Source organism: Neobacillus cucumis, assembly GCF_016908975.1.
GTDB classification, from domain to species: Bacteria; Bacillota; Bacilli; order Bacillales; family Cytobacillaceae; genus Neobacillus; species Neobacillus cucumis.
This window is the reverse complement of sequence record NZ_JAFBEX010000009.1, coordinates 210,562-234,391: the sequence shown is the minus strand read 5'-3', so window position 1 is coordinate 234,391 and position 23,830 is coordinate 210,562. Positions and strand designations below refer to the sequence as shown.

General features: G+C 37.7%; 27 protein-coding genes, 1 pseudogene and 1 riboswitch. Of the genes and pseudogenes, 18 read left to right on the top strand and 10 right to left on the bottom strand.

Annotated features, from left to right (window positions below; translation table 11 throughout):
* Nucleotides 1-275 precede the first annotated feature (275 nt).
* The 3 genes from JOC76_RS14310 to JOC76_RS30515 all read left to right on the top strand — a co-directional run bounded on the left by JOC76_RS14310 (nucleotide 276) and on the right by JOC76_RS30515 (nucleotide 1,927).
* Complete coding sequence (locus JOC76_RS14310) at nucleotides 276-1,169, top strand: thermonuclease family protein (RefSeq protein ID WP_205178543.1); 894 nt, start codon at nucleotides 276-278, stop codon at nucleotides 1,167-1,169.
* A 270-nt stretch (nucleotides 1,170-1,439) separates the two neighbouring features.
* Nucleotides 1,440-1,727 carry a putative quinol monooxygenase gene (locus tag JOC76_RS14305; protein WP_205178542.1) on the top strand — a complete coding sequence of 96 codons (288 nt, stop codon included), beginning with the start codon at nucleotides 1,440-1,442 and terminating at the stop codon, nucleotides 1,725-1,727.
* A 50-nt stretch (nucleotides 1,728-1,777) separates the two neighbouring features.
* On the top strand, nucleotides 1,778-1,927 hold the full coding sequence (locus tag JOC76_RS30515; RefSeq protein ID WP_205178540.1) for an NAD(P)-binding domain-containing protein: 150 nt from the start codon (nucleotides 1,778-1,780) through the stop codon (nucleotides 1,925-1,927).
* Nucleotides 1,928-2,112: 185 nt separating this feature from the next.
* Here the strand turns inward: JOC76_RS30515 and JOC76_RS14295 are convergent, their stop codons facing one another.
* From JOC76_RS14295 to JOC76_RS14285, 3 genes are all read right to left on the bottom strand, one after another.
* Entirely contained in the window at nucleotides 2,113-2,253 is a 141-nt protein-coding gene (locus JOC76_RS14295) for a YjcZ family sporulation protein (RefSeq protein WP_205178539.1), read from the bottom strand.
* A gap of 32 nt (nucleotides 2,254-2,285) precedes the next feature.
* Nucleotides 2,286-2,399 (bottom strand): YjcZ family sporulation protein, encoded by a 114-nt coding sequence (locus tag JOC76_RS14290; protein WP_205178538.1) that lies wholly within the window; start codon nucleotides 2,397-2,399, stop codon nucleotides 2,286-2,288.
* A gap of 681 nt (nucleotides 2,400-3,080) precedes the next feature.
* A complete protein-coding gene (locus JOC76_RS14285) occupies nucleotides 3,081-3,278 on the bottom strand; it encodes a hypothetical protein (protein ID WP_205178537.1) in 198 nt (65 codons plus the stop codon).
* Between the two features lie 414 nt (nucleotides 3,279-3,692).
* A riboswitch (M-box (ykoK) riboswitch) is annotated at nucleotides 3,693-3,863 on the top strand.
* Between the two features lie 162 nt (nucleotides 3,864-4,025).
* Between JOC76_RS14285 and JOC76_RS30510 the strand changes: the two genes are divergently transcribed.
* The gene (locus JOC76_RS30510) at nucleotides 4,026-4,157 is read left to right on the top strand and encodes a hypothetical protein (protein WP_275591365.1); all 132 of its coding nucleotides are present in this window, start codon (nucleotides 4,026-4,028) and stop codon (nucleotides 4,155-4,157) included.
* A gap of 19 nt (nucleotides 4,158-4,176) precedes the next feature.
* On the top strand, nucleotides 4,177-4,722 hold the full coding sequence (locus JOC76_RS14280) for a DUF1003 domain-containing protein (protein WP_205178536.1): 546 nt from the start codon (nucleotides 4,177-4,179) through the stop codon (nucleotides 4,720-4,722).
* A 190-nt stretch (nucleotides 4,723-4,912) separates the two neighbouring features.
* On the opposite strand, the gene JOC76_RS14275 is transcribed toward JOC76_RS14280, so the two are convergent.
* Nucleotides 4,913-5,635, bottom strand: a complete 723-nt coding sequence (locus JOC76_RS14275; protein ID WP_205178535.1) for an NADPH-dependent F420 reductase — start codon at nucleotides 5,633-5,635, stop codon at nucleotides 4,913-4,915.
* A gap of 230 nt (nucleotides 5,636-5,865) precedes the next feature.
* Between JOC76_RS14275 and JOC76_RS14270 the strand changes: the two genes are divergently transcribed.
* A complete protein-coding gene (locus JOC76_RS14270) occupies nucleotides 5,866-6,225 on the top strand; it encodes a winged helix-turn-helix transcriptional regulator (protein WP_205178534.1) in 360 nt (119 codons plus the stop codon).
* 204 nt (nucleotides 6,226-6,429) lie between these two features.
* Here JOC76_RS14270 and JOC76_RS14265 read toward each other — a convergent pair whose 3' ends face one another.
* Nucleotides 6,430-7,434 (bottom strand): DUF3231 family protein, encoded by a 1,005-nt coding sequence (locus JOC76_RS14265; protein WP_205178533.1) that lies wholly within the window; start codon nucleotides 7,432-7,434, stop codon nucleotides 6,430-6,432.
* A gap of 301 nt (nucleotides 7,435-7,735) precedes the next feature.
* On the opposite strand from JOC76_RS14265, the gene JOC76_RS14260 reads away from it, so the two are divergent.
* Together JOC76_RS14260 and JOC76_RS30880 are read left to right on the top strand one after the other, a co-directional pair.
* Complete coding sequence (locus JOC76_RS14260) at nucleotides 7,736-8,194, top strand: GNAT family N-acetyltransferase (RefSeq protein ID WP_205178531.1); 459 nt, start codon at nucleotides 7,736-7,738, stop codon at nucleotides 8,192-8,194.
* 310 nt (nucleotides 8,195-8,504) lie between these two features.
* Entirely contained in the window at nucleotides 8,505-8,750 is a 246-nt protein-coding gene (locus tag JOC76_RS30880) for a hypothetical protein (RefSeq protein ID WP_372441953.1), read from the top strand.
* Between the two features lie 166 nt (nucleotides 8,751-8,916).
* Here the strand turns inward: JOC76_RS30880 and tatA are convergent, their stop codons facing one another.
* The 3 genes and pseudogenes from tatA to JOC76_RS30005 all read right to left on the bottom strand — a co-directional run bounded on the left by tatA (nucleotide 8,917) and on the right by JOC76_RS30005 (nucleotide 10,858).
* The gene (tatA, locus tag JOC76_RS14250) at nucleotides 8,917-9,111 is read right to left on the bottom strand and encodes a twin-arginine translocase TatA/TatE family subunit (protein WP_205178529.1); all 195 of its coding nucleotides are present in this window, start codon (nucleotides 9,109-9,111) and stop codon (nucleotides 8,917-8,919) included.
* A gap of 178 nt (nucleotides 9,112-9,289) precedes the next feature.
* Nucleotides 9,290-10,234: pseudogene (locus JOC76_RS30010) on the bottom strand (flavin monoamine oxidase family protein).
* Between the two features lie 231 nt (nucleotides 10,235-10,465).
* Nucleotides 10,466-10,858, bottom strand: coding sequence for an NAD(P)-binding protein (locus JOC76_RS30005; RefSeq protein WP_239557728.1), 393 nt, complete (start codon nucleotides 10,856-10,858; stop codon nucleotides 10,466-10,468).
* A 425-nt stretch (nucleotides 10,859-11,283) separates the two neighbouring features.
* Here JOC76_RS30005 and JOC76_RS14240 point away from each other — a divergent pair, with 425 nt between their 5' ends.
* The 4 genes from JOC76_RS14240 (at nucleotide 11,284) to JOC76_RS14225 (ending at nucleotide 13,814) form a co-directional block, all read left to right on the top strand.
* Nucleotides 11,284-11,766: a DUF2975 domain-containing protein gene (locus JOC76_RS14240; protein WP_205178527.1), complete on the top strand. Its 483-nt coding sequence runs from the start codon at nucleotides 11,284-11,286 to the stop codon at nucleotides 11,764-11,766.
* Nucleotides 11,767-11,777: 11 nt separating this feature from the next.
* Nucleotides 11,778-11,993 carry a helix-turn-helix domain-containing protein gene (locus JOC76_RS14235; protein ID WP_017153334.1) on the top strand — a complete coding sequence of 72 codons (216 nt, stop codon included), beginning with the start codon at nucleotides 11,778-11,780 and terminating at the stop codon, nucleotides 11,991-11,993.
* Between the two features lie 48 nt (nucleotides 11,994-12,041).
* Entirely contained in the window at nucleotides 12,042-13,289 is a 1,248-nt protein-coding gene (locus tag JOC76_RS14230) for a DUF4153 domain-containing protein (protein ID WP_205178525.1), read from the top strand.
* Nucleotides 13,290-13,487: 198 nt separating this feature from the next.
* Nucleotides 13,488-13,814, top strand: a complete 327-nt coding sequence (locus tag JOC76_RS14225; RefSeq protein ID WP_205178523.1) for an immunity protein CdiI family protein — start codon at nucleotides 13,488-13,490, stop codon at nucleotides 13,812-13,814.
* A 74-nt stretch (nucleotides 13,815-13,888) separates the two neighbouring features.
* On the opposite strand, the gene JOC76_RS14220 is transcribed toward JOC76_RS14225, so the two are convergent.
* Nucleotides 13,889-14,449: a CBO0543 family protein gene (locus tag JOC76_RS14220; RefSeq protein ID WP_205178521.1), complete on the bottom strand. Its 561-nt coding sequence runs from the start codon at nucleotides 14,447-14,449 to the stop codon at nucleotides 13,889-13,891.
* A 487-nt stretch (nucleotides 14,450-14,936) separates the two neighbouring features.
* Here JOC76_RS14220 and JOC76_RS14215 point away from each other — a divergent pair, with 487 nt between their 5' ends.
* The 3 genes from JOC76_RS14215 (at nucleotide 14,937) to JOC76_RS14205 (ending at nucleotide 17,660) form a co-directional block, all read left to right on the top strand.
* Entirely contained in the window at nucleotides 14,937-15,272 is a 336-nt protein-coding gene (locus tag JOC76_RS14215) for a hypothetical protein (protein WP_205178520.1), read from the top strand.
* A gap of 38 nt (nucleotides 15,273-15,310) precedes the next feature.
* Nucleotides 15,311-15,748 carry a hypothetical protein gene (locus JOC76_RS14210; protein ID WP_205178519.1) on the top strand — a complete coding sequence of 146 codons (438 nt, stop codon included), beginning with the start codon at nucleotides 15,311-15,313 and terminating at the stop codon, nucleotides 15,746-15,748.
* 178 nt (nucleotides 15,749-15,926) lie between these two features.
* A complete protein-coding gene (locus JOC76_RS14205) occupies nucleotides 15,927-17,660 on the top strand; it encodes an AAA family ATPase (RefSeq protein ID WP_205178518.1) in 1,734 nt (577 codons plus the stop codon).
* A gap of 237 nt (nucleotides 17,661-17,897) precedes the next feature.
* Here JOC76_RS14205 and JOC76_RS14200 read toward each other — a convergent pair whose 3' ends face one another.
* Nucleotides 17,898-19,037, bottom strand: coding sequence for a DUF2515 family protein (locus tag JOC76_RS14200; protein ID WP_205178517.1), 1,140 nt, complete (start codon nucleotides 19,035-19,037; stop codon nucleotides 17,898-17,900).
* 116 nt (nucleotides 19,038-19,153) lie between these two features.
* On the opposite strand from JOC76_RS14200, the gene shc reads away from it, so the two are divergent.
* The 3 genes from shc to JOC76_RS14185 all read left to right on the top strand — a co-directional run bounded on the left by shc (nucleotide 19,154) and on the right by JOC76_RS14185 (nucleotide 23,699).
* Entirely contained in the window at nucleotides 19,154-21,058 is a 1,905-nt protein-coding gene (gene shc / locus JOC76_RS14195; protein WP_205178516.1) for a squalene--hopene cyclase, read from the top strand.
* Between the two features lie 137 nt (nucleotides 21,059-21,195).
* Complete coding sequence (locus JOC76_RS14190) at nucleotides 21,196-21,741, top strand: HXXEE domain-containing protein (protein ID WP_205178515.1); 546 nt, start codon at nucleotides 21,196-21,198, stop codon at nucleotides 21,739-21,741.
* A 23-nt stretch (nucleotides 21,742-21,764) separates the two neighbouring features.
* A complete protein-coding gene (locus tag JOC76_RS14185; protein WP_205178513.1) occupies nucleotides 21,765-23,699 on the top strand; it encodes an alkyl/aryl-sulfatase in 1,935 nt (644 codons plus the stop codon).
* Nucleotides 23,700-23,830 lie beyond the last annotated feature (131 nt).

Sequence of the window (23,830 nt, the reverse complement as noted above, 5' to 3'; positions counted from 1 at the left end):
CCCTCTTTTTGAACTGGGGATTGAACGTAACCAAAAGGTCGCTTTTGCGGCTTTTTTTGTTATTTAACAAACTGGGTAGATTAATTTAACAAGGTACTGTTTTAATCTTATTAAAAAACCCAGAGAATGTTTAATGAATAGTTAAAATAAAAAAAGGAAACCGATAATATTATCCATTTTTTTAAAAGCTGAAAATGCGATTTGCTTTCTCATAAATCAAATTAAAATAGGAGGCTCTGTTATCTAAAGAGTTTCCTCAACAGGAGGGGAGAAGGATGAGAAAGCTTATTTTGGTTATGTCGCTTTTCGTTCTTATGGGAACGAGCGCTTGCAGCTCAGTTGGCAAGGACCAACCATCGGAAAAAACGACTCCACAAGCGAAGAAAATGGCCAAAACAAAACCAGAAACAACTGATGCGGGAAATACGGCGGGATCCGCGAAGGAGAAGCCGAAGCAGGAAACTAAATCTACTCCAAAGCCAGTTGCACCTGCACCAGCTCCAAAGCTTGGAAGTAACCAGGTGGCTGTTACGCTCATATCCGTCACTGACGGCGATACCATAAAGGTAAATCAGAATGGAAAAATCGTGACAGTTCGCTATCTTCTCTTTGATTCATCCGAAGAGCACAAGCCGAAGACCTGTGTTGAATTATTTTCGAGGGAAGCTGCACAACGCAACGAAGCTTTGCTTCGTAGCGGCAAGATTACGCTCGAATTCGAAGAAAAGAACAAGGTTGACAAATATGGTCGCGAACTCGCCTATGTATTCGTGAACGGTCAGTCCGTTGAGGGAACGCTTCTGAAAGAAGGATTCGGACGAGTTGCCTATATTTATTACCCACCATACAAATATCTAAGCAGTTTCCAAGCGGACGAAGCGGTCGCGAAGTCGCGGAAGCTTCGGATCTGGTCGGTGCCAGGATTCGTCACAAGTAATGGTTTCAATACAGGAATGTGTGTGAACAAATCGGCTTCATCTGCGACGCCGAGCGCGAGGAAACCTACGACACCACCTCCACCAACCACAAATACCGGAAGCGGAGCGACGGAGTATTTCGCCAACTGTACGGAACTAAGAAAGAAATACCCGAACGGCGTTCCGAAGGGGCACCCAGCCTATCAGGCGAAGATGGACCGGGACAAAGACGGATATGCATGTGAAAAATGAGTAAGCCGGTTGTCCTAGCCGGCTTTTTGTTATTTCAACAAACAGGGCAGTTTACTTGAAGAAGGTAAGAGTTTGAAATGACTAATTATTTCTGAATTTTATTTTATTTGAAAATTATTAGGATGAAAGTGTTTACATATAAACAAATTGATGATAATGTTCAGGTGTAATAAACATTACATATAGAGTAAATACATGTTATATTTACTACATTTAGATTTGAATGAATGGAAAATTGAATGTATAAAAATTAATAGGGAGGAATCAAATATGATAGTATTAGTTGCAAAATATTATTGTTTACCGGATAAAGGTGATGAGGTTCAAGTTTATCTCCAAGAGATGCAACCATTAGTGCATGAATATGAAAAAGGATGTACTGTGTACTCTGCTAATCGTTCAATAGAAAATAAAGATCTATTCCTGATTTATGAACAATATGTAGATCAAGCTGCCTTTGAAGCTCATCGGGACACACCACACTTTAGAGAAATTATTGAAGGGAAAATTATTCCGATTCTGGAAAGGCGTGAAAGAGAAATATACACTCCAATCTAATAATCGCTATTACCTTTCATATATATAAAATATGAAGGGGTAAGTAAATAATGAAAAAAATCGGGTTTATAAGTCTTGGAATCATGGGGAAGCCAGTGATCAAGAACTTGATCAAAGCCGGATATCAATTGATTGTTAGTGATTATTCTTTTGACAAATATTGTGTCGTAGTACAAAAAAATATAGAAATTATAATATAAAATAAGGGCTTAATCTGATGATACTTTATATAAACTGAAGCATAAGCTAGGAGTGACCATGAGCCACCGCTATACATTTTACTTCCTAGTGCTTTATTATGCGTTCGGTGCATTATTAAGGCCAAATAAAAAAGCCCTAAAACGGGGCTTTTTTATTTTAAAAAAATTAGGTTGGATGCTTTTAATTAATAAAAGCAAGTTGCTCCAATGATAATTAATAAAATAAACAAGACAACGATTAAGGCAAAACCTCCACCATAACCAAAGCCGCCACCGTAACCGTAGCCACCACAGCCACAGCCACCAAAGCCTCCATAACCGAACATGAATATCCCCCCTTTCAATCAGTATTATTTAATTAATAAAATCCGCCACCATATCCTCCGCCCATAAAGGACGCTCCAATAATAATAAGCAGGATAAACAATACAACGACTAATGCGAAGCCGCCACCTGCTCCTACACCATCCAATTAATAACCTCCTTTTATATCTATTTAATACAAAATATGATTAAATTTAAAAAGGTGTCAGGGCTTTTGCGAATTACAATAGCCCAATCTATACAATTGGAAAAAACTATTACGCTATGCTGAATTATGTAGCGAATAAAAGACTACTAGACAGAAAATGCTTCGTTAAATTAAAAATAAAGATATAAAGGGCTTAACCACTTGGTTCATCAAGATAAACAGATGCATAATCTAGAAAGAAGCCGCCGCTGAAAGACAATATTCAAGCAATAGACTTACACGTTAAAACTGGGATAGTCTCAATTAAAGAAAGCCCTACAAAAAAGGGCTTTTTTTAGGTTCTTCTTAGAAAGAATTTATTGCACCAAGCATAATTGATACAAATTAGCTTTTCGGATGAAGGTAGGCTAAAGAGAAAAGTTAGGTTTGTGGAGAAATGTATGCAAGTTTTTATTCATTTCGGCTTTTTACAAAAAACATAATGTCATAAACAGCATTTTTTAATTGCCATATACATTTGAAAAGATCATACCTTCAGGGCTATTTGTTCAAATATTAAGAATCAAATTGGAAAGGGATTACATTCGATTCTTCACTTGGGCATAAAAAAAAGCTGCATATGCAGCTGATACTTTTTAAACTTCCAATTGGGATTTTACGTTAATAAGTTTCCACATTTTGCTACCGAACCCGCGCCCCCATGGGCACGGAAAAAATTGGGCCTCCCCCATGGTTATAATGAGGATGATAGTGAGGATGGTAATGATGGTACAATGACAATGGGACTGTGTATCCATATCCCATATGGGTTCCGTAAGGATATGGAATATATCCTGTTCCATAATGATAAAGCATATAGGCTCTCATGTCTGGATTCATATTTCCACCTGCTTTCTTTAGAGTTTTTTGTTAATTTATTAATTTTGTTCTATTTCCATTCATATCCCTCACATAGTTACCGTTTTTAATTTATTTTTAGCTTTCAAAATAATAGTCCGTAATTTTTTCTAATAAGGCAGGATAACACTTTTGGGGCGGTAATTTCTATTTAAAAAAGGTAAACCGTCTCTTTGTAAAGATGAACATTCCTAGCCAATAGACCTTTCACAAAGGCACATACCTCTTTATTTTTCAAAAGAACATCCTCTTTAAAGATTTTACAGCCCTTTTTATATCACAATTCCATATTATTCTTCTTGTATTGTCCAAGACTGAGACATTTACCCATTTCGAGGAATGAAGGGCCACACTGGCGATTTTATAACGTGCTGTTGTAAGATGACAATGAATTAAAGATGTCCTCGTTAGGTGAGGCTCCTATACGAACACAGGCCACTGCCCGGAAACATCGAAAGATGCCAATGGGTTGAACGGAATTGCCGGACTAAGGCTCTTCTTAACGTGGCTAAAGGACGAAGGTTCTTTTACGTCGTATAGTGCCAAAGCTCGGTTGGGGGGATTCGTTTTTTTTGCATTCCTTAATTAAGTGTGCAAAACGATGCCTTTCAGCTGTGCTGAAGGGCATTTTTATTTGTAGAGCTTGGACATTTGCAGTGACAAGTCTTTAGCAAGATGAGTAAACTATAGAGTCATAAAATTGATTCTTGAGAGGGGGGGAGCCATTCTATGAATGGTCGAAGTTCATTTGAACCGGAGCCAGAACCAGCTAGGCTTTTGGCAGTCGGATTTAATAAAAACCATATTAGAGAGTGGCTTCAGCTCCTCTCCTATGGGATAAAGTTGGATCTGACTGCCTGATAACAGGGAGGTAGTTAGAATGTCAAAAAGGTTATTATTTATAAAAAAACCGCAAGGTAAGGAAGCTGCCCAAATTCAGGGCTTTGATATTGAGTTGAATCAGGAAAATACTCGCCGGATTGATCGGCTAGTGGATAGTTATGAGAAGAGTATTCTAACCAACTTAGATGAAGCATACCAAAGAAAAACAAGCTGGTCTGATCGTTTGGCAGATCGAATCGCAGCCTTCGGTGGTAGCTGGAAATTTATTATTTATTTTGCAAGCTTCTTGTTCGTTTGGATATTATGGAACACTTTGTCGTTTACTCGATTCCATTTTGATAAACCGCCATTTATTTTACTGAATCTGTGCCTATCCTTTATAGCAGCATTCCAAGCTCCTGTAATTATGATGAGCCAAAACCGGCAGGCAGCACGGGATAAGCACGAGTCAATTATTGACTTCGCCATTAACTATAAAGCAGAGCAGGAGATTGACGATGTGCAAAAACACCTTCACCGAATGGAAGGAGAACTAATGGAAATTAAGAAGCTTCTACAAGATTCTAAACAATCGAATGAATGAATAAGATAAATGACCCTTAGGGATGGATTATTCTCTAGGGGTCATTTGAGTTTTATCGAACGGGGGAAATAGTTGAACAAAAAGGGTTGGCTCGCATCACTATTTTTGGTTCCCAATTTCCTATGTCTTCTATCTAATTTAAAAATTGGATACCAGAGCAATGAACAATAATCGTTATGGGTTTCCTAAATTATGAATTATATGTTTCTCTGTTTAGATTCACAATATCTTTATGTGAAAATCCAGCTGAAAACTTCTCCATTGCCTTATCCCGTAGGAATGGGGCTTTTTCTTTATTTGCCTTTTTCAATGTTTCCGTTAGTTCCTCTTTTGTTAGTTCTGTGCAGTATGCAGGAGTTCCTGGCTGTTGTCTCCACGAATCACTTAAAGAACCACAATCAACTGCATCGAATCCTAGCTCGTTTACTACGTCCATGATTATTTGTTTTTGTGATAGGTCATTACCAGCAATCGCCATGGCAATGCGACCACTAGTACCTTCGGGGGTTCCTTTATTTTCTAAAGTATAAGCTAATTGATTGTTTAAAGCTTTAATAATAGGTCTACCTAATTGATTTGAAACCCAAACACTTTCAACCATCCCGTTCTCAATTTCTTCAATTCTATTGTCTCTAAAAGGATAATAATTTGAAGTGTCTACAGCGATTACTTCCGCTCCAGCTTTATCTACAATGTTGCGAATGCTTGGCATTACATGAAAAGGGATAGATATTATAAGAACATCAATATTTGTTATTACATCTTCTGCACTCACAGGTGTTCCAGCAATCATTTTTCCTTCTAAATGTTCAATTCCTCTAGCATCTGCAATTTTCACATCATGTCCATTCTTAACTAATTTTTTAGAAATAATTGTCCCTATAGGTCCTGCACCTATAATTCCAAATCTCATTTTTGTTCCTCCTAATATTATTTTGTTTGATTATGATTCAATATCAGCTATAGAATTTTCCAATTGCCTCAAGCGAAATTGTCAACATTCCTCTTTTTGCAAGCATTAAGGTAATTGAGTGTTTTGCTGATGAATAATATAATAAATACATTACTTCTACTTTTAAAGTAGACAATAAAAAATGATATAGTACACTTTTTTGTACTTTATAGAAGAAAAGGGATGTAAGTATGGCTAGAATATGCAAGGATGGATTTGAAAAAGAGTTTATTAAGGAGCAAAGAGACGTTTATGGTATTGCGTATACCCAAAATATGCTTTCAGGACGCTGGAAGTATCTTATTCTTTGGTTTTTAAAAACAAAAGAACGTCGTTATAGTGAAATTAAAGCTTTTTTATGGGACATTTCACAAGGTTCTCTTACAAAACAGTTGAGAGAATTAGAAACGGATGGATTAATTAAACGAGAGGTTTTTCCTGAAGTACCTCCACGTGTAGAATATTCATTGACAACTAAAGGGCGTGAATTTATCCCAATACTTGATTTGATGGAGAATTTCGGCAAAAAATTCGGGGAGAAACCTAAGTGAAATAATAAATGATATTTTTTATTAACTGGGACGATATGGTGAAGTATTGTACTTTGATCCAAGAAGGATTGACGTTTTTTAGGTGAAGTTTTAGTAATAACGGGGAAGGTTAGCATAAGAAGAAAATAAGTACTTTATGTTGAAATTATCCCTTAAATTAAAAAGTTAATTAAAAATATACCCCTCACTAATGAGGGGTATATCTTATTTATCTTGTGCAAGTTCTTTTCTATTGGGAGCAAGTGGTGGCTGTTCTAACCATTTGTTTTCCACCATAATATCGAACCAACTTTTTGTCAATGTTAATGTTTTTAGAATTGTCTTTTCATAAACGACAGCTAGGTCTGTTCGCATGGCTCCTGCTAGACCTGTACCGTAATATACTTGTGCAGTTTGACCCAAGAAACCCATATGATACAACATTAATTTATCTGAAAAAGGAGAGTCCTGTGACGTTGTAACCTCTGATTCCCACGACATTGGAACGGGCAAATTATCCTTGTGCAAAATACTTGCAAGGGCTTGTATGTTATCATCTGCCTTTTTTCCTATTTCCTCAAAAAACTTTCTTATTTCTTCCGATTCAGCGACTTGACTGAACCCGATTGAAAGAGTTTTTGCCATAATGCTTTTTTTAATGTTAAGAGAAATACTGATTATTTCTGTAGCAGATAAAAGTCTCCCTTTTCCAAAGAATCCATCAGTAAAATCTTTGGTGGAAATATATTCAGGGTTCTCTTTAGGATAGAAATAGGGATCTCGTTGGAATTTTCCTTTTTTAAGCAATAACTCAATGGTTAAATCGTACATCCTTTTTGCATCATTATCACATGAATTGTAAAATTCCCGTAGGTCCTTTCTGACAGAAACACTTAAAGCAGTGGTATGACCCAACAAACCATGTATCGTCATTATATGTAAATAATTTAAGCAGAATGTGTCAGAAAACAATCTATCTGCACCCTTATTAAGATCGGACTCGGTAAATCCATACGGAACTGGAAAACCATCTTTCTCCATGAAGTAAACAAGCTGCTTCTTTTGCTTTTCCCATGTTTCAATGGCAATTTCAAAAACATTTTTCACCTCTTCGTCTTCCAAAATAGAAAGCATATACCTATTTACTATCTCGGTCATCGATCCGTTTACATACTCTCCCCATAGTGTTCCTATTTCGGAAGATGTAAGTTTTAAATGATTATTTTCCATTTGTACTCACCTCTTCCATATTTTTTACTGACACAGAAATAGATATGCGTTTACTTGGACTTAAACCTTTTAGATGATTATCTTTACTGGTGTATTTTCTATTGTTGGAGGAGTAATTGCTAAGGTTGTCATTAAGGATAAATAGTCAATTGGAACAAGGGATTGCAGCAGCAATCCTTTATACTAACTGGGAGTTTATTTGAATAAGAACGACCAACTTTTAATTTGATACACAAAAAAAAATTTATTTCCTTTTTGATTGAATATAGTATCATTTTTTTTGAAAGGGGAGTAAATTTTAATGATTTTTGAGCCAATTACAGAAAATTCAATAGAATTAGCATTGGAAATTGTTAATTCAAATTCAACATATAACATTTTGGAAAATGGAAATCCTTTAAGGTCGAAAGAAGAAGTAAGCAGTGAATTTCTTAACACAATAAGTGATAGTTTCTTAATAATAATGGAAAATAAGTACATTGGAATAATTGATTTTCTCAATAATAATCCTAAAGACAACCAGCCGTGGATAGGTTTACTAATGATTAAAGGTGATTTTCATTCTTTAGGATATGGAAAAAAGGCTTATGCTTCTTTTGAGGATAAGTTAAAAAAACAAAAATTTTATAAAGTTCGTATTGGTGTCTTACAAGGAAATTTGATTGCAATAAAGTTTTGGAAATCGTTAGGATTTAAGTTTTATGGTAATAGTAATTGGCGAGGTAAAACTGTTTACTGTTTTGAGAAACAATTATTGTAGCAGCATTGATTGTAGAAAAATTCACTAATCTCAAGGATCAACTAAAACAACCATTAATATGTGTGTCCTAGAGCTGCAGCAGCGGTTTAAATTTTATATGAGTCAGTTCCAATTTGAAGGAGAGATTAGTTGGGACTCGTATTAAGATTGGAGACAACGGACCCATTTTCATTTGTATATCAAAGCTCGAAAGGAAAGGGCACCGTGGCTCCATGGAAGATGTGAGTATTAAAGCAAAGGGAGCCGAGTCGGCAAAGGGGTATCGGGTGGAGAGGAATCACTGAGCTCCCTGCTTTTTGCGCTAGCACTTTTGCAAAATCTCCAAACAACACCTGGATTTATTGTACTTGATGAGTTTGACAGCGCATTGGACGAACATCGGAAAGTAAAAGTGTTTGATTTGTATGAGAGTGAACCAAAAAGGAAGCTCATAATTCTTACACCAAAATCCCCTGAAAAAACGTATTTGGACAGATTTTCGAAAGCATTCGTTGTTCTGCATGATCCAACAATTCCTCAAAGTAGAGTAGTAGGTATAGTCAAATCAATGGTTTAAGAAATAACACCTTATTTTATTAAGTTAAAAATGCTGCAGTCTTTTTGGACTGCAGCATTTTAATCGGATGTTTTTATTTAAAAGGGGGGAGAGTGAGAACCATTTATTAATATGGTACCATTGGTAGGTTTTCGGCGCAGATTAATTTCCTACTTCCGCACCACCATTATTTTGTCAACTTTTTCTTTTCATCTTCATTGTCGGTTATCACATCTTCTGTAAGCTCACGAGCTGAATTTTTAAATTCTCTTAACGTTTGTCCGAAAGCTTTCCCAACCTCAGGCAGCTTTTTTGGACCGAAAATGATTAACGCAAGCCCTAATATTAAAATTAACCCTGGTATTCCTATATTCGAAAACATTGGTATACCTCCTCTAATTATGTTATTAGTCTTATAATGTTCTAAGTATTTATATATTATTTTTTCACTTCGTATATCAAAATTGCTGATAGTTAGATAATCATTTTCAATGGTAATAAGATTTTCGTCCTCATAACGCCACACGATAATCTTATCCAGTAAGAGTGTTTGTTACTTTTTAATTAGCTACTGCAGTTTTAAATACCTTTAAAATTTCATTTGCAGCACGTTCTCCAGATTCTACTGCACCATTTAAATAGCCTTGGAAATCGAGTGAGGTGTGTTCTCCTGCAAAATGACAATTGCCTTCTGGCTCACTTTCAACACCTACAAATTTTGTATATTGTCCGACTCCGTAATAGGCGTATGAACCCAATGTATAAGCATACCCCTTCCAATTATCAACCATTGGGGCTACATTAGGATGTATCTTATTCTTTATCCCCGGCATTTATGGATCAATTTGATTGAGAAATACATTAGCTGCTTTATTCGGGTCTGCCCAATTGGTAAAATTCGCACCGATTTTCCCTCCGGTGAAATTTACAAGAATTCCGTTGTTGCCGGACTGGGCTCTAGATACCTCCCACGTATTTTGGAAGCCTCTGTCTGAAAAAGTCTCCCCATTGCAACCAAAATTTTGCCAATAACGTTCCTTGAATTGGACATGTAATTTAGTATTTGTTCCCATTTGTAATTCCTGAATAGCGATTTGCTTAACAGGCTTGTAGTTTGCTTTTGAATAATCAACACTACGTAATTTGGAAAAAGGAACGGCTATTACTACTTGGTCTGCTATTACCTCAATATAGCCCGAATCCTTCCTGAAGGTTAATGAATATGATTTGTCCGGATTAAGCTTAATGGCGGTCAATGCAGAGTTTAATTGGATCTGGCTTTGAAGTTTCTGTGATAGCAATTGTGCGATTTGGTCATTTCCTCCACGAATGTGGTACTTTTCATTTGACGGACCGAATATTCTCATTTGTCCCTGTCCTGAGAATGCCAGTAAATAGAGAAGACTTAATGCGCTTTGTTCGCTCGATTCGGCGCCGAATTCGATATTGTATGCAACGTCCAATAACTTTCCCAGATTCGAGTTTGCGCCACCCGGGACGTACATATTTATCCAATCAATGATGGACATATGATCGAGTTCCCAGCCTCGTTTTGTGTAGCTATTATAGGTTGTGGGATATCCCGCAGCAACAAAATCTTTATGAAGTTGCTGCCAAATCCCTTTTAAATCGTTCGTTGACTGTTCGAATGTGTATGGACTTTTATTAAAATAACTAAGTATTTCCGTACCGTTTTGTTCTGCCTGGTCAAGGTTATCCAGTTGTAGCCCTAGCTCCTAGGCAAGCTGCCGAACCTGTTTGTGTCCTTGGTCAATCAATTCACCGCCATGCTCTGCAATTTGTCCTTGATCGACATGATTTCTTATCGTCCAGCATCTTCCTCCAAGCCGGTTTGATGCTTCGTATATTTCCGAACTGTATCCAGCTTGCTTGAGACGATATGCACAGGTTAATCCTGCTAAACCACCACCTACAATTGCGATGCGAGAACCAGAACCAGACGACGCCATGGCCGTATGGGTATCAAAATTCCGCACAAAGGATGGTACTGTTGCCGCAGCGGTTAAAACAGCTGCTCCTTTTAGAAATTTCCTGCGACTGTAACCATTGTGTTCAAGGTTTTCTTTCTCAAAAGCTTGAACTGCTTCATTTGCCGCTCTCTTTAACATACGAAAAATAGGAGTATGTGCCATCCCTTTTCTCCTTCCGTATTTCGGAATATTCTCAAAATAATTGTATTAGAAAAGGGACAAGCTATATAGAAGTTTTTTTCATCATTTTTCTACACAAAACTAAAAGATTATACAAAATATTTTTGAACCCAAGATACTTGACGGGTAGCTTTAAAATATAAGGAACTAAATTAAAGAGTCTAAAATATGCAAGTTTTTATTCACCACTTGCGTATTTTTGGCTTTTTTTACATTCATAGAAGATCATGCCTTTACTTAATTGCCAAATACAGAATGCTATTTCTTCTTAAAACAAAAACCTACCATACAACAAAAATGTTATTTAAATTAATATATTTTTATTGTAAAACGATAAATTTTATATTAAAATCAAAATCAGAAAAATAGGTGAGGTGCTTTTTATGGAAAAAGTAACAACGTTGTTTTTAAAAATAGCTGTTATTTTTTTAGGAATCCCAGTTCTTGCTCTGTGCATCTTTTTGGTGCCTGAGATGGCGAATCTTGCAGCAAAATTGCTTCCAGAGTTTGCTTTAATAAAATATCTCGTATTCATCGTTCTTGATGCTTCGGCGATCCCTTTTTACTTTGCTTTGTATCAGGCTTTCAAACTCTTACGCTATATTGACAAAAATAATGCTTTCTCCGATTTATCTGTGAAAGCTTTAAAGAAAATCAAATACTGTGCCATCACCATCAGTATTTTACATGTTCTAGTTTGGCCACTCTTTTATATCTTTGCGGAAGTAGACGACGCACCAGGAGTTATCTTTATCGGATTGGTTGTTCCTTTCGCCTCGATGGTTATCGCAGTCTTTGCGGCTGTTCTCCAAAAACTTTTACAAGAAGCAATTGATATCAAATCAGAAAATGATTTAACGGTCTGAGGTGCATAACAATGGCAATTATTATCAATATTGACGTGATGTTAGCAAAAAGGAAAATGAGCGTAACAGAACTTTCGGAGAAGGTGGGAATCACAATGGCGAACCTTTCTATATTGAAAAATGGAAAGGCCAAAGCGATTCGATTATCCACTTTAGAGGCAATTTGTAAGGCTTTAGAATGTCAGCCTGGAGATATTTTAGAATACAAAAGTGACGAAGATAGTTAAACATTGTGGAGAAACCTTAATATTACAATGATTAGAGGAGGTATAACTATGGACAGTAATAATTTGATTATTGAACATATTGCTAACCCTCATGAGCTGGAGAGAATGTATAGAAAAGACCCGAAAGCTTTTAAAAAGTCATTCTTACACGCATGGGAAGAAAATCCTGATTCTCAAGTTCTTGGCGTTTGGTATGAAAGATTGCATTTCAAGGAGAAGGTAAATACAGAAAAATCTCCTTTCCTTCAAAAAAGTTTCCTATTCATGGGCATTTTAGCCATTCTGGCAGGGATAAGCACCAGGATCATTTTCCATTTTGTCGAACAGAAAGCTATTGCTCCCATTAACCTGGCTTTTGGGATCATTCCCTTTATTGCTGCCTATTTTCTTTACAAAAATACTCCGAAAAAAAGGGTTATTTATTCCCTTGGAGCGTTGTTCCTAATTTCCGGATTCTATCTTAATAGGCTACCATTAAATTATAAAGACAGTACTATCCTTGTTTATTTACACCTTCCCATATTCTTATGGGTATTGCTAGGGCTTGCATTTACAGGAAATGAATACTCAAAAGGCAGCACAAGATTAGCCTATATTAAATTTAATTTAGAATATTGTATTCTCTACGCCAGCATGGCCGTTAGCGGAATGGTGTTAGCAGCATTAACCATGCAGTTATTTCGCTTTATTGGCTTGAATATAGAAGACTTCTATTTTAGTAATGTCGTTTTATTTGGTGCTGCCGCTCTTGCTATTGTGGCTGCATACCTGGTATCAATGAATCTTAAACTTGCTAAGAATATTACACCCTATATAGCTAAAATTTTTAGTCCACTTGTTCTGGTCACATTGTTGGTCTATCTTATAACGGTTATATGGGTTGGAAAAAATCCATTCTTAGACCGCAATTTTCTGATAGCCTTTAACGGAATCCTTCTTGGTGTATTGGCCGTTACCATATTTTCCATTACCGAAAGCGACTCTGACGAGAAAAAGAATATTTCAGATTATATCAATTTTGCCTTAATTGTTCTTGCGCTTATCATTGACAGTGTGGCTTTGTCAGCCATCGTGTTCAGACTTTCTTCTTATGGGATTACGCCTAATAGACTAGCTGTTTTAGGAGTAAACATACTTATTTGGGCAAATCTCATTTGGATTATGCTCTCCTATATGCGTTTTCTACAAAACAAATCCGGACCTTCAACGATCCAAGATGCGGTTACAAAGTATTTGCCGGTCTACGGAATTTGGGCAGCTTTCGTTACATTTACTTTTCCTATCATTTTTAATTAAAAAGCTCTGTTAATATAACAAAAAGCTCATCTTTTATAACGAATAAAATCGTTATAGCCGAAATTATGCAACTTTTTATACAGAGTTGCATAGTTTTGGCTTATTTTCATTTCTATTTAACAAGGTTGGGGATTAACGGCAGTATATCTCATGATATAATTTTCTAAAATCTATAATACACAAGGTGGGCACTCAACAATGTCATGGGAAAAGTGTAAACACGATAATTTTAAAATTGAGGCTGATTTTTCTGCAGATCCTATTTGGTGTACTAAATGTAGCTGGAATTTTGACCTTGATGATTTTTCGTTATCTGAAGGTTTAAAGAAAGAGCTAATAAGATGGGTTTCAGCATTTGAAAAAGTTGTCGATTTAAATGGCGATTGTTTGAAGGATACAGCTTTTTATCAACGTGTAAAAAATCATAATGTCTGGGGAGAAATACTTACTGCAAAAGTTAGAGAAGAATTAGGGGACGACTATCCAATTGTGTTTAAACCATATAAAAAGGCGTGTTTTTATTGAAACGCGCCGTTTGTGGAGGCTAACGCCCCCGTTAGTATAGGTGAATTCATTCACAAATATTAAGTATTGACTAATTATAAAGCATCAAATGATTTAGCTCTACTAATTCTATCTGTAATTAAATAGATAACAATATATATTGGGAATGAATAAAGAACACTCCATTTTATTTCAGTGTAATATCCTAGCCACATAAAAAATGGTTCACCTATAAAAGCAGTTAGTGCAGAAAAAATAATTGCTTTTAAAAAGCGATTTATATGAGGTTTGAATTGGAGGCTGACCATAAGAGATACTGGAATTAAAGAATAATCCCAGGGGAAAAAGGTTGGGATGGTAGGTAATAATCTCCCTGAATAATGCCAGAGACCAAAAACAATTCCTAAAAAATCGAACCAAGTGGCAATAATTAAGCCAAACCCTCCAGCTAAAAGTAATCTTGCCTCACAACCACGTTTCCGAATTAAAACCCATATCAACCAAGGAAGAATAGTTAATGCTAACGCGACCCAAAAGTCTTTATGCCATAATGTATGCTCTTTCCAATAATTTAAATAGTCCCTTTGTACTTGATGAATTTTTTCAAAGTATTCCATAGAATTTTTGAGTTCATCTTTACTTATCAATACTGGCATATTAATTCCCCTACTCTTAAAAAGGTACTTATTTAGGTTAACGTAGAGCAAATTTGTAAAAATTATAAGTATTATGGTAACCGTTAAAGAAATTATGTATGCAATTAGGGGATTTATAATGGAGCCATAGCATCGGGAAAATAATGTAGTTAAATAATATGGGTAAATCTGTTTACAATCTTCCTATATAACAAATACAAACCACATTCCACCCGTTAATATAATAGATTTAAACTTCTTCCTGATATATCTCTAATTTTATCGGCTTTGTAATTTAAAGGTATTTATGCAGGGACGGTGCGTGTGTAAGTCTTGTACACGTATTTTACTAAACCAAACTTTATTATTATTATATTTATTGAGATATTTACAAATAATCGAGAAACTATCAAGAAATATTAAAAGAATTAGAAAAACGAATAGATGAGTTGGAAAAAAAAGTAATGTGGCCCAATCTTCTAAATTTAGAAAAGAAGGATGAATCAAAATGGGAAAAAGCAAAAAATCTAAAGAAGAGCGAAAGAGAGACAGAGATATTGTCGAGCAATATCATCAAAAACTAACCGAAGACTTACTAGAAACGTTATATAAGGACTTTTTGGATTGGAAGAAGGGCAGTCTGCCATATTATGAACTCACCGAAAATATCCATGAGTTTCACAAGAAAAACCAAAAGATTTGGTCCATGTTTAACTTAAACGGTTGGGATGATAATTTCCTAATTTTTCAGGCAAAAAAAGAATTGAATCTATTGGAAGAAAAGGATAAAGAGAAATATGCCATTTGGCTGAATGATTTCGATGGAGATAATTTTAATTCATGACTTAACAGAACACAATTCGATATACAGTGAGGAATCAAATGGCAAAACAGAAGCATAATTCAAAAAATACGCCGAAAAGAAAACGATATAATCAAAAAAATCGGCTTCAAAACGCGAAAAAGTGGATTGAACAATATGATAGAAACAATCTAGCCAAATGTTACAGTAAGTGGTTTGGAGTAGATCTGGTTTGTGCGATTACCGAGCTTGAAATGCTGGGTTATAAATTTGAACAATCATACAAGGATCAGGTGAAGAGAACACTTGAGAGCAGACATAAGCAGAAGGAAAAAAGGAAGCAAGAAAAAGAGCAGGTAAAAGATGAATGGGATAATATGTTCTATTTTGTGGCAGGGTATACCGAAAACGGGTTTCCCTTTGGTATTACGAAAGAGGAAATGGAAGAGGATAAGCAAAATATAACGAAATCAAAAAACTATACTTCTATTATGTTAGATAACGAATTACCATTTTAATATACTAAAAATAATGATCCCACAGATAATAGGATAGATAAATATAGAACTAATACTATTAATGAAAAATAATTGGATGTTGGTAATCATTTCAGTTGTACAGCCTCTACAAACTTATTTAAGATATAGATAGGCTTATTTTTCATAGAATAAGTAAATTTATAAAGGAAGTGGGACCATGAGGAGATATCGGTGGATCAAATGGCGTAAAGTAATCCTCTGGGTCGCAGCTATTGCCATTATTGGTATTGTATTGCTGACAGGCGGACAGCAAGTATCGGGTGTTGCGAGCACCATTTTGAATATTGCCCTGCAGCTGTTTTTAGGTATTTTTGCCATGATTATTCAGTTTGTTGCCCTATTCTGGTTTCTCGCAAGGGGACGAACCTACTGGATATTGCCCGGTGAAACGGGTGCGACTTGGGAGGATTACCGGGGGAACCCTGAAATTGTCGATAATGCTAAGCGAATCGTTACCCTATTAAAAGGTGTTAAAGAATTTAAGGAAATGGGGGGCGAGGCCATTCGCGGCTTATTGCTCTGTGGACCACCAGGGACAGGAAAATCCTACCTTGCGCAGGTAGTTGCGAACGAAGCACAGGTTCCATTTGCTTATGCCTCTGCACCAAGCTTTCAAAATATGTTTTTCGGTGTCGGCAATCTTAAGGTAATGGGACTTTATAAGAAGGCCCGAAAACTAGCAAAGGTTTACGGTGCCTGCATCATCTTTATTGATGAAATTGACGCAATCGGGATGAGCCGCGGGGGAGGTAGCGCTGGAGGTGGATTGGGGGGATTAATGGGCATGGGCGGTTCCGGTCTGCTTAATGAGCTCCTCTTGCAAATGGACCCACCGAACATGGACAACAATTGGTTTGCTAAGTTTCTCCGCTCTGTTGGGCTGCGGAAAAAGAAGGCAGAACGATTGGCCGTTCTGACCATCGGTGCGACCAACCTGCCGGATGTATTGGATCCAGCTTTGCTAAGGCCGGGACGCTTTGACCGGAAACTCTGGGTCGATGCTCCAGATTATGATGGCCGTGTTGACATATTCCAGTATTATCTTGAAAAAGTAACACGTGACCCGGAGCTGACTCCCGAACGTGTGGCGCTCGATACTATTGGCTACAGTCCTGCACAGATCAAACACATTGTGAATGAATCCATTGTCATTGCTCATCAACGGGGGGCATCCGTTACAAATTACGAGGATTTCCGGGCTGCGATGGAAACCTATGAATGGGGACTCAAACAGCCGCTTCGTTCCATGAGCGAGGATGAAAAGCGGAACGTGGCGTACCACGAGGCGGGACATGCGGTGGCTCAGTTCCTTTTGAAGCCGCACGAAAGGCTTTGGAAAGTAACAATCATCCGCAGGGGAGACGCCCTTGGACTTGCTGCCACCAAGCCGACTCATGAGCGGTATAACCGAAGTGATAGTGAGATGTTGGCTGAGATTCAGGTTTGTCTTGCCGCACGTGCGGTAGAAGAGGAGTTTCTTGGGAAGAAACTAAACGGAGTAACCTCCGACCTAACACAGGCCACACAGCTTGCCGGCGCCTATCTTGGGGCTGTCGGGATGGGAGAAGAATTGTTCAGCTGGCTTGCCGTTGGTTCACATGAGGAAGGACTAAAAGCACTTCGTCCCAAAATCAACGAACTATTAAACAATGAAATGAACAAAGTTAAGAAGCTGGTAACGAACCATAGTGAATTTGTCCACGCGATTGCAATGGAGCTGCTGAAGCGGGGAGACCTGACAGGTGAGGAAATAGAGGCAATCTATGTAGAACTCTATGGGGAGAAACGGCCAATAGCTCAGGATGCAGTCATCCAAAGGGAGATGTTCTCTTCCCTTTCAGAAGTAGCATCGGCGAAAGAAATGGTAGATCAAGCAGAATTGGATTCCTGAGCCTTTACCCCATCAAGAAAAGTAACAGTCCCCCAACCGAAATGTTGGGGGACTGTTGTTGTAGAAGATTGAAGGGCGAATTTGTACCTGTTTTCCTAATTACAAAGGGACAAACCAGAGTGGCAACAAAACTTATATTGGATGTTAAATGGATTTTTTATGTCGATTTTTTCCATTCATCATTCCACATTACACGGTCATTATTTGAACAATATCAGAACCACCGCTCGTTAATGATTATTCCTCTTCTCGTAACAGTAGGGCTTCCTTCGCCATAACCGCAAGTTCAATTGTTTCAAGGGTTTTGCAATAATTAGCTAAAATTTCTCCATTCAAACTGACTTCTTCATGAATATATTCCAGAACACGCCAATCCTCAAACCAATCTCCGTTCTTCGCATCTTCATGATGGGTATTATTTGGCCAGGCGTATTTTAAAGGAGGGCTGTACAGCCTTAGTGCACCCTTTCTCAACACGCAATTCTTGACCCGTCGCTTATAAAGGGATCGGGGAAAAGATTCATTTACATCATTAAACAAATCGGGCCAATAATCTTTCCGTGAGCCCGTGTGAGGGTGTTCATGCGCCCATTTCAAGACCCCCGTCAGAATATTTTCACGCTGAAAAAGAAGGGAATAGAGTTTTTTTCCAAATAAAATTCTTTCTTGGAGCGAAGTGAAATACCGTGAGGTGGCGCCTGTAAGTGAAGTTTTCTCCTCTTTTTCCCCTGCACAATAGGGGAAAAGAATGTTATTGAGGCGCAAAAAATCATACATTTTAAAGCTGACCGTACCTGTTACGGTTTTTTTGAAATGATTATTTTGAATCAATCTTTTTTCCAAATAGCTTTGTTCATTTATCACCGTCGCAATCCCCAATGTGTAGCTATCCCTACTGTGCCAAAAATAACGCCATATCGTTTCCATGAAGGTTGAAGTGTGAAAAAAAGGTAAAAGGTGGAACATTTCTTCGTTACTCCTCACACTCAGGTCATAAACCAAAAATTGAGGATACACATCTTGAAAAATCAACCAACTGCCGTGTTCCAAAAAGGAAAAAAAAGCTTTCTGATCTCTTTCAGGCAGAAGTTTTGTCAGCAATTCCCCTTTTAAATCCGTCATGTTCCATCCTACGTTTCGCGATACCATATGTCCGAGAAGGGCCCAATGGATTTCAGGGTGCTGGAGGTAAAACTGAAAATAAGCTTGCGTCCTTGTTACATTGTTTTGGTTAAGTTGCCTCGTCTGTTCTCTTATATAGTGAATACAGTGTTTATCATTTTTTGATAAACAGGGAAGAAGGCCGGAAGATTTCTTTTTCAACTTATTTTTTAATTCTTTTTTTACATCTGAGAAAGAGTCCAGCAAAAACGGCATCATCCTTTATCAAAAGACATTACTTGTGCCTCGGTCATCCCCATCCATGGAATGCATATTCATATTTCTCTCGGAATATGAATACAAAGATGAATATAGGGGGGAGGACGGGGCATATGAGGCATCGGGTATATCAGGAAATGAACAGAATCGCTAATCAGTTAGTCCAGGACCAATCAGAGGACGGGGCCTGGCATTATCCTTTCGAAACCGGGATCGCAATGGACTGTAGTATGATCATCTTATTACGGACATTGGAGATAAATGATGAGGAGTTCATAAAAGAATTGGTGAAGCGGATTGCAGGAAAACAGCAGGAAGATGGATCATGGAAGCTGTTTCATGACGAGGAAAAAGGAAATCTGACATCCACTGTGGAAGCTTATTATGCCCTTCTTTATTCTGGCTACCGGAATCGAAAAGACCCGGAAATCCAGACAGCCAGACGGTTTATTATGGCCAATGGAGGGGCCGCTGAAGTCCATATGTTTTTGAAAATCATGTTGGCCATAACAGGACAATGTGCGTGGCCGCACTTCCCCATTAATATTGAAGTGATGCTTTTACCAGACTCCTTTCCCATCAACCTTTTTGACCTTTCCGTGTACGGAAGAGCGAACATTATCCCTTTTTTGATTCTCGCCAATACGAATTTTCGTAAGAGAACGCCCCGATCGCCCAATCTATCCGATTTGTTTCAAAAAAAAGCTGTTCGTTTTTTTACAGAGGTTCAAGCAGAAGAGGCCCGCTCGGTGACCAAATGGATTAAACAGGGGATTAAGGGTCTGAAATCCCATGTAAATCTTCGCGAATTGTCATTATATCGTGCTGAAAAATATATGCTGGACCGAATCGAACCAGACGGCACCTATTTAAATTATTTCAGCACGACATCTCTCATGATTTATGCCTTACTGGCGAGGGGGTATCCAACCACCCATCCGGTGATTACTCGTGCCGTACAAGGATTAAAAGCGATGACCTGCCGGATTGATGGAGAACTTCACTGCCAGTACACGACGGCATCGGTCTGGAATACGACTTTAATCAATTATGCTCTGCAAGAATCCGGAGTTCCATATACATCCAACACTGTACAAAAGGCAAATGATTACATTCTCGCCCGTCAGCATCTCAAATACGGGGATTGGGTCATTCATGAACCGAACCTGTTACCGGGTGGTTGGGGATTTGCGGACATGAACACGATCCACCCAGATATTGACGATACAACCGTTGCACTGAGGTCAATACGTACTTTGGCCAAAAACCAAGTCGATTGCCGGCAGGCGTGGGATCGTGGAGTAAACTGGCTCATTTCCATGCAAAACAAGGATGGAGGTTGGGCGGCATTCGAAAAGAATGTGGATAAGAAACTGTTGAATTTGTTACCGATAGAGGGTGGAAAAGATTTATTGATTGATCCGTCGACGGTTGATTTAACTGGAAGGACCTTAGAGTTCTTTGGAAACTATACCCATTTGGATCTTCACCATCCCATGGTGAAAAGTGGAATTCGATGGCTGTTGCGGCATCAAAATTCAGATGGTTCCTGGGTGGGGCGATGGGGCGTGTATATTTATGGCACATGGGCGGCTGTAACGGGATTGGTTGCAGTTGGAGTTTCCCCGAATCATCCAGCTATTCAAAAGGCACTATCTTGGTTGCGAAACATTCAGAATCCTGACGGGGGTTGGGGAGAATCTTGTAAAAGTGATATCAAAAATTGTTATGTGCCGTTGGGCGAAAGTACCCGCACACATACCGCTTGGGCCCTTGACACACTCATCTCGGCTGCAACTGGAGTTACGCCTGAAATTGAAAACGGTGTTGCTTTTTTAGTGGATAAAAAGGAAAAGGATTGGACGAGGACCTACCCAAAAGGAAGGGGAATGGCAGGATCCTTTTATCTCAATTATCATTGTTATGAATATGTTTTTCCTTTGCTTTCCCTGTCCCATTATCAAAAATTAGCTGGAGGACAGCTCCTGGATGCTAAGTCACACAAGGATGTTAATTAAGGCTTTGTGTATTCAAAAATCTCTTGCGTGACCTTTGGCATATTTTTATATCCTGTCCCATAAAATGAACAAACCACAACAGACGGTCGTCTTGGGGAAAAGCGAAATCTTGCCAACTAAAAGGGGGTAAGCAATAGATGCTAGGGGCGCTCCACCAATATTTGGATCTTAACCTATTAATTTGGTTGTTTCCCATCATTTTTATTTTCCATGACTTAGAAGAGATCATCACCATTGAATCTTCCATGGCTGCACACAAAGATAAAAATTCGAAAACGAACTTCGTCGAACTAACGTTAAGAATGAGAGAAAAACTAGGTTCGACCGCTGCCCAACTTGCTATTTCGGCTACATGGATTTTACTGATTATCTCATTCACTGCAGTGATGACCGCCCATTTTTCATCTAACGGTGGGGGTTTTCTTTTATTTACAGCCATTCTTAATTTATTTGTGCTGCAGGCATTCATGCATATTGTTCAAACCATTATGTTCAGGGGCTACACCCCTGGCATCATAACGTCAATGTTTCTCCTGATCCCTTACTGCCTCGTTACATATTATTTTTTAGTCGAAGCTGGACAGATGGACTGGCCTTTGCTATTCACGAGTTTACCGGTTAGTTTGATCTTGATCCTGGTTTTCCTAGTTGGTAATCTTTTAGGCCGTTATTTTATACGATAACTGACCCCAATGGAGGTGTTTATATGCCCTTTTCCCCTAGGATTAATGGGCTTGATGACACTAGGAAGCCAGCAACCAGTAAAACCCAATTGATAAATAAGGATTTTTATCATGATATTGATTGGGGAAAGTTAGAAATTGAGCAAGTTTTAGTAAAAGAGAATCTATTGGTTAATGTTCCCTTTCCCGTTATTGAAGGAAAAAATACGGCTTTACCTGTTTGGGATTTAAGCAGATATGCTTTTTTATTAACCGAACAAACACCTGATACTGTTCATCCAAAGCTATGGGAACAAGCAAAATTAAACCTTCCATCAGGATTATATAGAATAACGGATAATATTTATCAGATAAGAGGTTTTGACATAGCAAATATAAGTTTTATTAAGGGAAAAACCGGTTGGATTGTAGTTGATTGTTTAACTAGTAAAGAAACTGCAAAGGCTGCATTACAATTGATGCAGAAATATTTCGGCGATTTCCCAGTAAGCGCCATCATTATTACACATTCTCATGCTGATCATTATGGTGGAATTTACGGCATCCTAGAAACATCTAAAGATAAATCATTAAAGGTTTATGTTCCAAAAAATTTTATGAAATACGTTATTGAAGAAAATATTACCGCAGCTGTCGCAATGAATAGGCGCGGTGTTTTTATGTTCGGGGCACTTTTAACGCACGATGATAAAGGGCACATAGATAATGGAATTGGTAAAGCTTTATCTACTGGGACGGTGACGTTAAGCCGTCATGTTCAAGAAATTTCACAACCTAATCACGTACTCTATGTTGAAAAGATCATTGATGGGGTTTTCTTACAGTTTCAACTAACGCCGGGTACCGAAGCACCTGCAGAAATGAACATTTATGTTCCAAGTGAAAAGTCTTTATGTATTGCAGAAAATTGCTCAGCGACACTTCATAATTTATATACACTAAGAGGCGCACAAGTAAGGGACCCCATTGCATGGGCATCCTATTTACAACAAGCAGTTGATTTATTTGGAGCTGACGTGAGTAGTATCTTTGGAGCACACAATTGGGCACGTTTTGGAAATACAAATTGTCTTCATTACTTAGAAAAACAAAGAGATATGTATCAATATCTAAATGATCAAACCTTACGATTGATTAACCAAGGGTATACATTGGAAGAAGTAGGACGAATGGTACAATTCCCAAAAAGCTTAAGTGACGAATGGTATACCAGTTCATTTTATGGAACCGTAAATCATAATGCAAAGGCAGTCTATCAAAAATACATGGGCTGGTATAATGGAAATCCAGTAGATTTGAATAAATTACTCCCTGAGGACTCAGCAAGGAAATACGTGGAATATATGGGGGGAGAGGTTGCGGTTCTTGAAAAGGCTAAAAGATCTTTTCAAAACGGTGAATATCAATGGGTTGCAGAAGTAACAAAGCAGGTAATTTATTTCAATCCCAACAATATAGAAGCCAAGCTTTTATGTGCAGATGCATTAGAGCAATTAGGTTATATGGCAGAATCCGGTCCCTGGAGAAATGTATATTTAATGGGAGCTCAAGAGTTGCGATTCGGTATAAAACAAATTCCCATTTCAACCATTACAAAAGAGGTATTAGATGCACTGCCACTCCAAAGTATTTTGTATTTATTAAGTATTAGAGTAGATGGGCTTTTAGCTGGGGATTTCGATTATAAAATAAACTTTGTGATTCCTGATCGAAAGGAGGTAGCTTCAACAGAAATAAAGCGCGGAATATTTAGATATCTAAAGGATGAACTTGTAAGTGGTGCTGATGTTTCAGTTACGATGTGGAAAGATGGATTTTACAAATTGGTAACCACCAATCATCAATCCAATGACTCAATCGTTATCATCCAAGGAGACAAAAATAAATGGCAATCATTCTTAGACGTGCTTGATAAAATAGATCCTAACTTCAATATTATGACCCCAAAGGACCACTAAATATCTACTTATTTGAGAAGAGGAATCCTTTTGCTAAATAATTTCCTGATAACTCTCCTTTAGCACTCGGTCTATTTTTAGTTCGTTCCATTACTTTATCTAAATCGGCTTCGTACCAATTATTCAACATT

What these genes read in the sequence shown, in the direction of transcription:
- JOC76_RS30005 (WP_239557728.1), bottom strand. Translation starts at nt 10,858, where the DNA reads ATGTTAAAGAGAGCGGCAAATGAAGCAGTTCAAGCTTTTGAGAAAGAA.
- JOC76_RS14265 (WP_205178533.1), bottom strand. Translation starts at nt 7,434, where the DNA reads ATGGAAAATAATCATTTAAAACTTACATCTTCCGAAATAGGAACACTA.
- JOC76_RS14190 (WP_205178515.1), top strand. Translation starts at nt 21,196, where the DNA reads ATGCTAGGGGCGCTCCACCAATATTTGGATCTTAACCTATTAATTTGG.
- JOC76_RS14240 (WP_205178527.1), top strand. Translation starts at nt 11,284, where the DNA reads ATGGAAAAAGTAACAACGTTGTTTTTAAAAATAGCTGTTATTTTTTTA.
- JOC76_RS14205 (WP_205178518.1), top strand. Translation starts at nt 15,927, where the DNA reads ATGAGGAGATATCGGTGGATCAAATGGCGTAAAGTAATCCTCTGGGTC.
- JOC76_RS14235 (WP_017153334.1), top strand. Translation starts at nt 11,778, where the DNA reads ATGGCAATTATTATCAATATTGACGTGATGTTAGCAAAAAGGAAAATG.
- JOC76_RS14280 (WP_205178536.1), top strand. Translation starts at nt 4,177, where the DNA reads ATGTCAAAAAGGTTATTATTTATAAAAAAACCGCAAGGTAAGGAAGCT.
- JOC76_RS14305 (WP_205178542.1), top strand. Translation starts at nt 1,440, where the DNA reads ATGATAGTATTAGTTGCAAAATATTATTGTTTACCGGATAAAGGTGAT.
- JOC76_RS14200 (WP_205178517.1), bottom strand. Translation starts at nt 19,037, where the DNA reads ATGCCGTTTTTGCTGGACTCTTTCTCAGATGTAAAAAAAGAATTAAAA.
- JOC76_RS30515 (WP_205178540.1), top strand. Translation starts at nt 1,778, where the DNA reads ATGAAAAAAATCGGGTTTATAAGTCTTGGAATCATGGGGAAGCCAGTG.
- JOC76_RS14215 (WP_205178520.1), top strand. Translation starts at nt 14,937, where the DNA reads ATGGGAAAAAGCAAAAAATCTAAAGAAGAGCGAAAGAGAGACAGAGAT.
- JOC76_RS14260 (WP_205178531.1), top strand. Translation starts at nt 7,736, where the DNA reads ATGATTTTTGAGCCAATTACAGAAAATTCAATAGAATTAGCATTGGAA.
- JOC76_RS14275 (WP_205178535.1), bottom strand. Translation starts at nt 5,635, where the DNA reads ATGAGATTTGGAATTATAGGTGCAGGACCTATAGGGACAATTATTTCT.
- JOC76_RS14210 (WP_205178519.1), top strand. Translation starts at nt 15,311, where the DNA reads ATGGCAAAACAGAAGCATAATTCAAAAAATACGCCGAAAAGAAAACGA.
- JOC76_RS14310 (WP_205178543.1), top strand. Translation starts at nt 276, where the DNA reads ATGAGAAAGCTTATTTTGGTTATGTCGCTTTTCGTTCTTATGGGAACG.
- JOC76_RS14225 (WP_205178523.1), top strand. Translation starts at nt 13,488, where the DNA reads ATGTCATGGGAAAAGTGTAAACACGATAATTTTAAAATTGAGGCTGAT.
- JOC76_RS14295 (WP_205178539.1), bottom strand. Translation starts at nt 2,253, where the DNA reads ATGTTCGGTTATGGAGGCTTTGGTGGCTGTGGCTGTGGTGGCTACGGT.
- tatA (WP_205178529.1), bottom strand. Translation starts at nt 9,111, where the DNA reads ATGTTTTCGAATATAGGAATACCAGGGTTAATTTTAATATTAGGGCTT.
- JOC76_RS14230 (WP_205178525.1), top strand. Translation starts at nt 12,042, where the DNA reads ATGGACAGTAATAATTTGATTATTGAACATATTGCTAACCCTCATGAG.
- JOC76_RS14285 (WP_205178537.1), bottom strand. Translation starts at nt 3,278, where the DNA reads ATGAATCCAGACATGAGAGCCTATATGCTTTATCATTATGGAACAGGA.
- JOC76_RS14220 (WP_205178521.1), bottom strand. Translation starts at nt 14,449, where the DNA reads ATGCCAGTATTGATAAGTAAAGATGAACTCAAAAATTCTATGGAATAC.
- JOC76_RS14185 (WP_205178513.1), top strand. Translation starts at nt 21,765, where the DNA reads ATGCCCTTTTCCCCTAGGATTAATGGGCTTGATGACACTAGGAAGCCA.
- shc (WP_205178516.1), top strand. Translation starts at nt 19,154, where the DNA reads ATGAGGCATCGGGTATATCAGGAAATGAACAGAATCGCTAATCAGTTA.
- JOC76_RS14270 (WP_205178534.1), top strand. Translation starts at nt 5,866, where the DNA reads ATGGCTAGAATATGCAAGGATGGATTTGAAAAAGAGTTTATTAAGGAG.
- JOC76_RS30510 (WP_275591365.1), top strand. Translation starts at nt 4,026, where the DNA reads ATGAATGGTCGAAGTTCATTTGAACCGGAGCCAGAACCAGCTAGGCTT.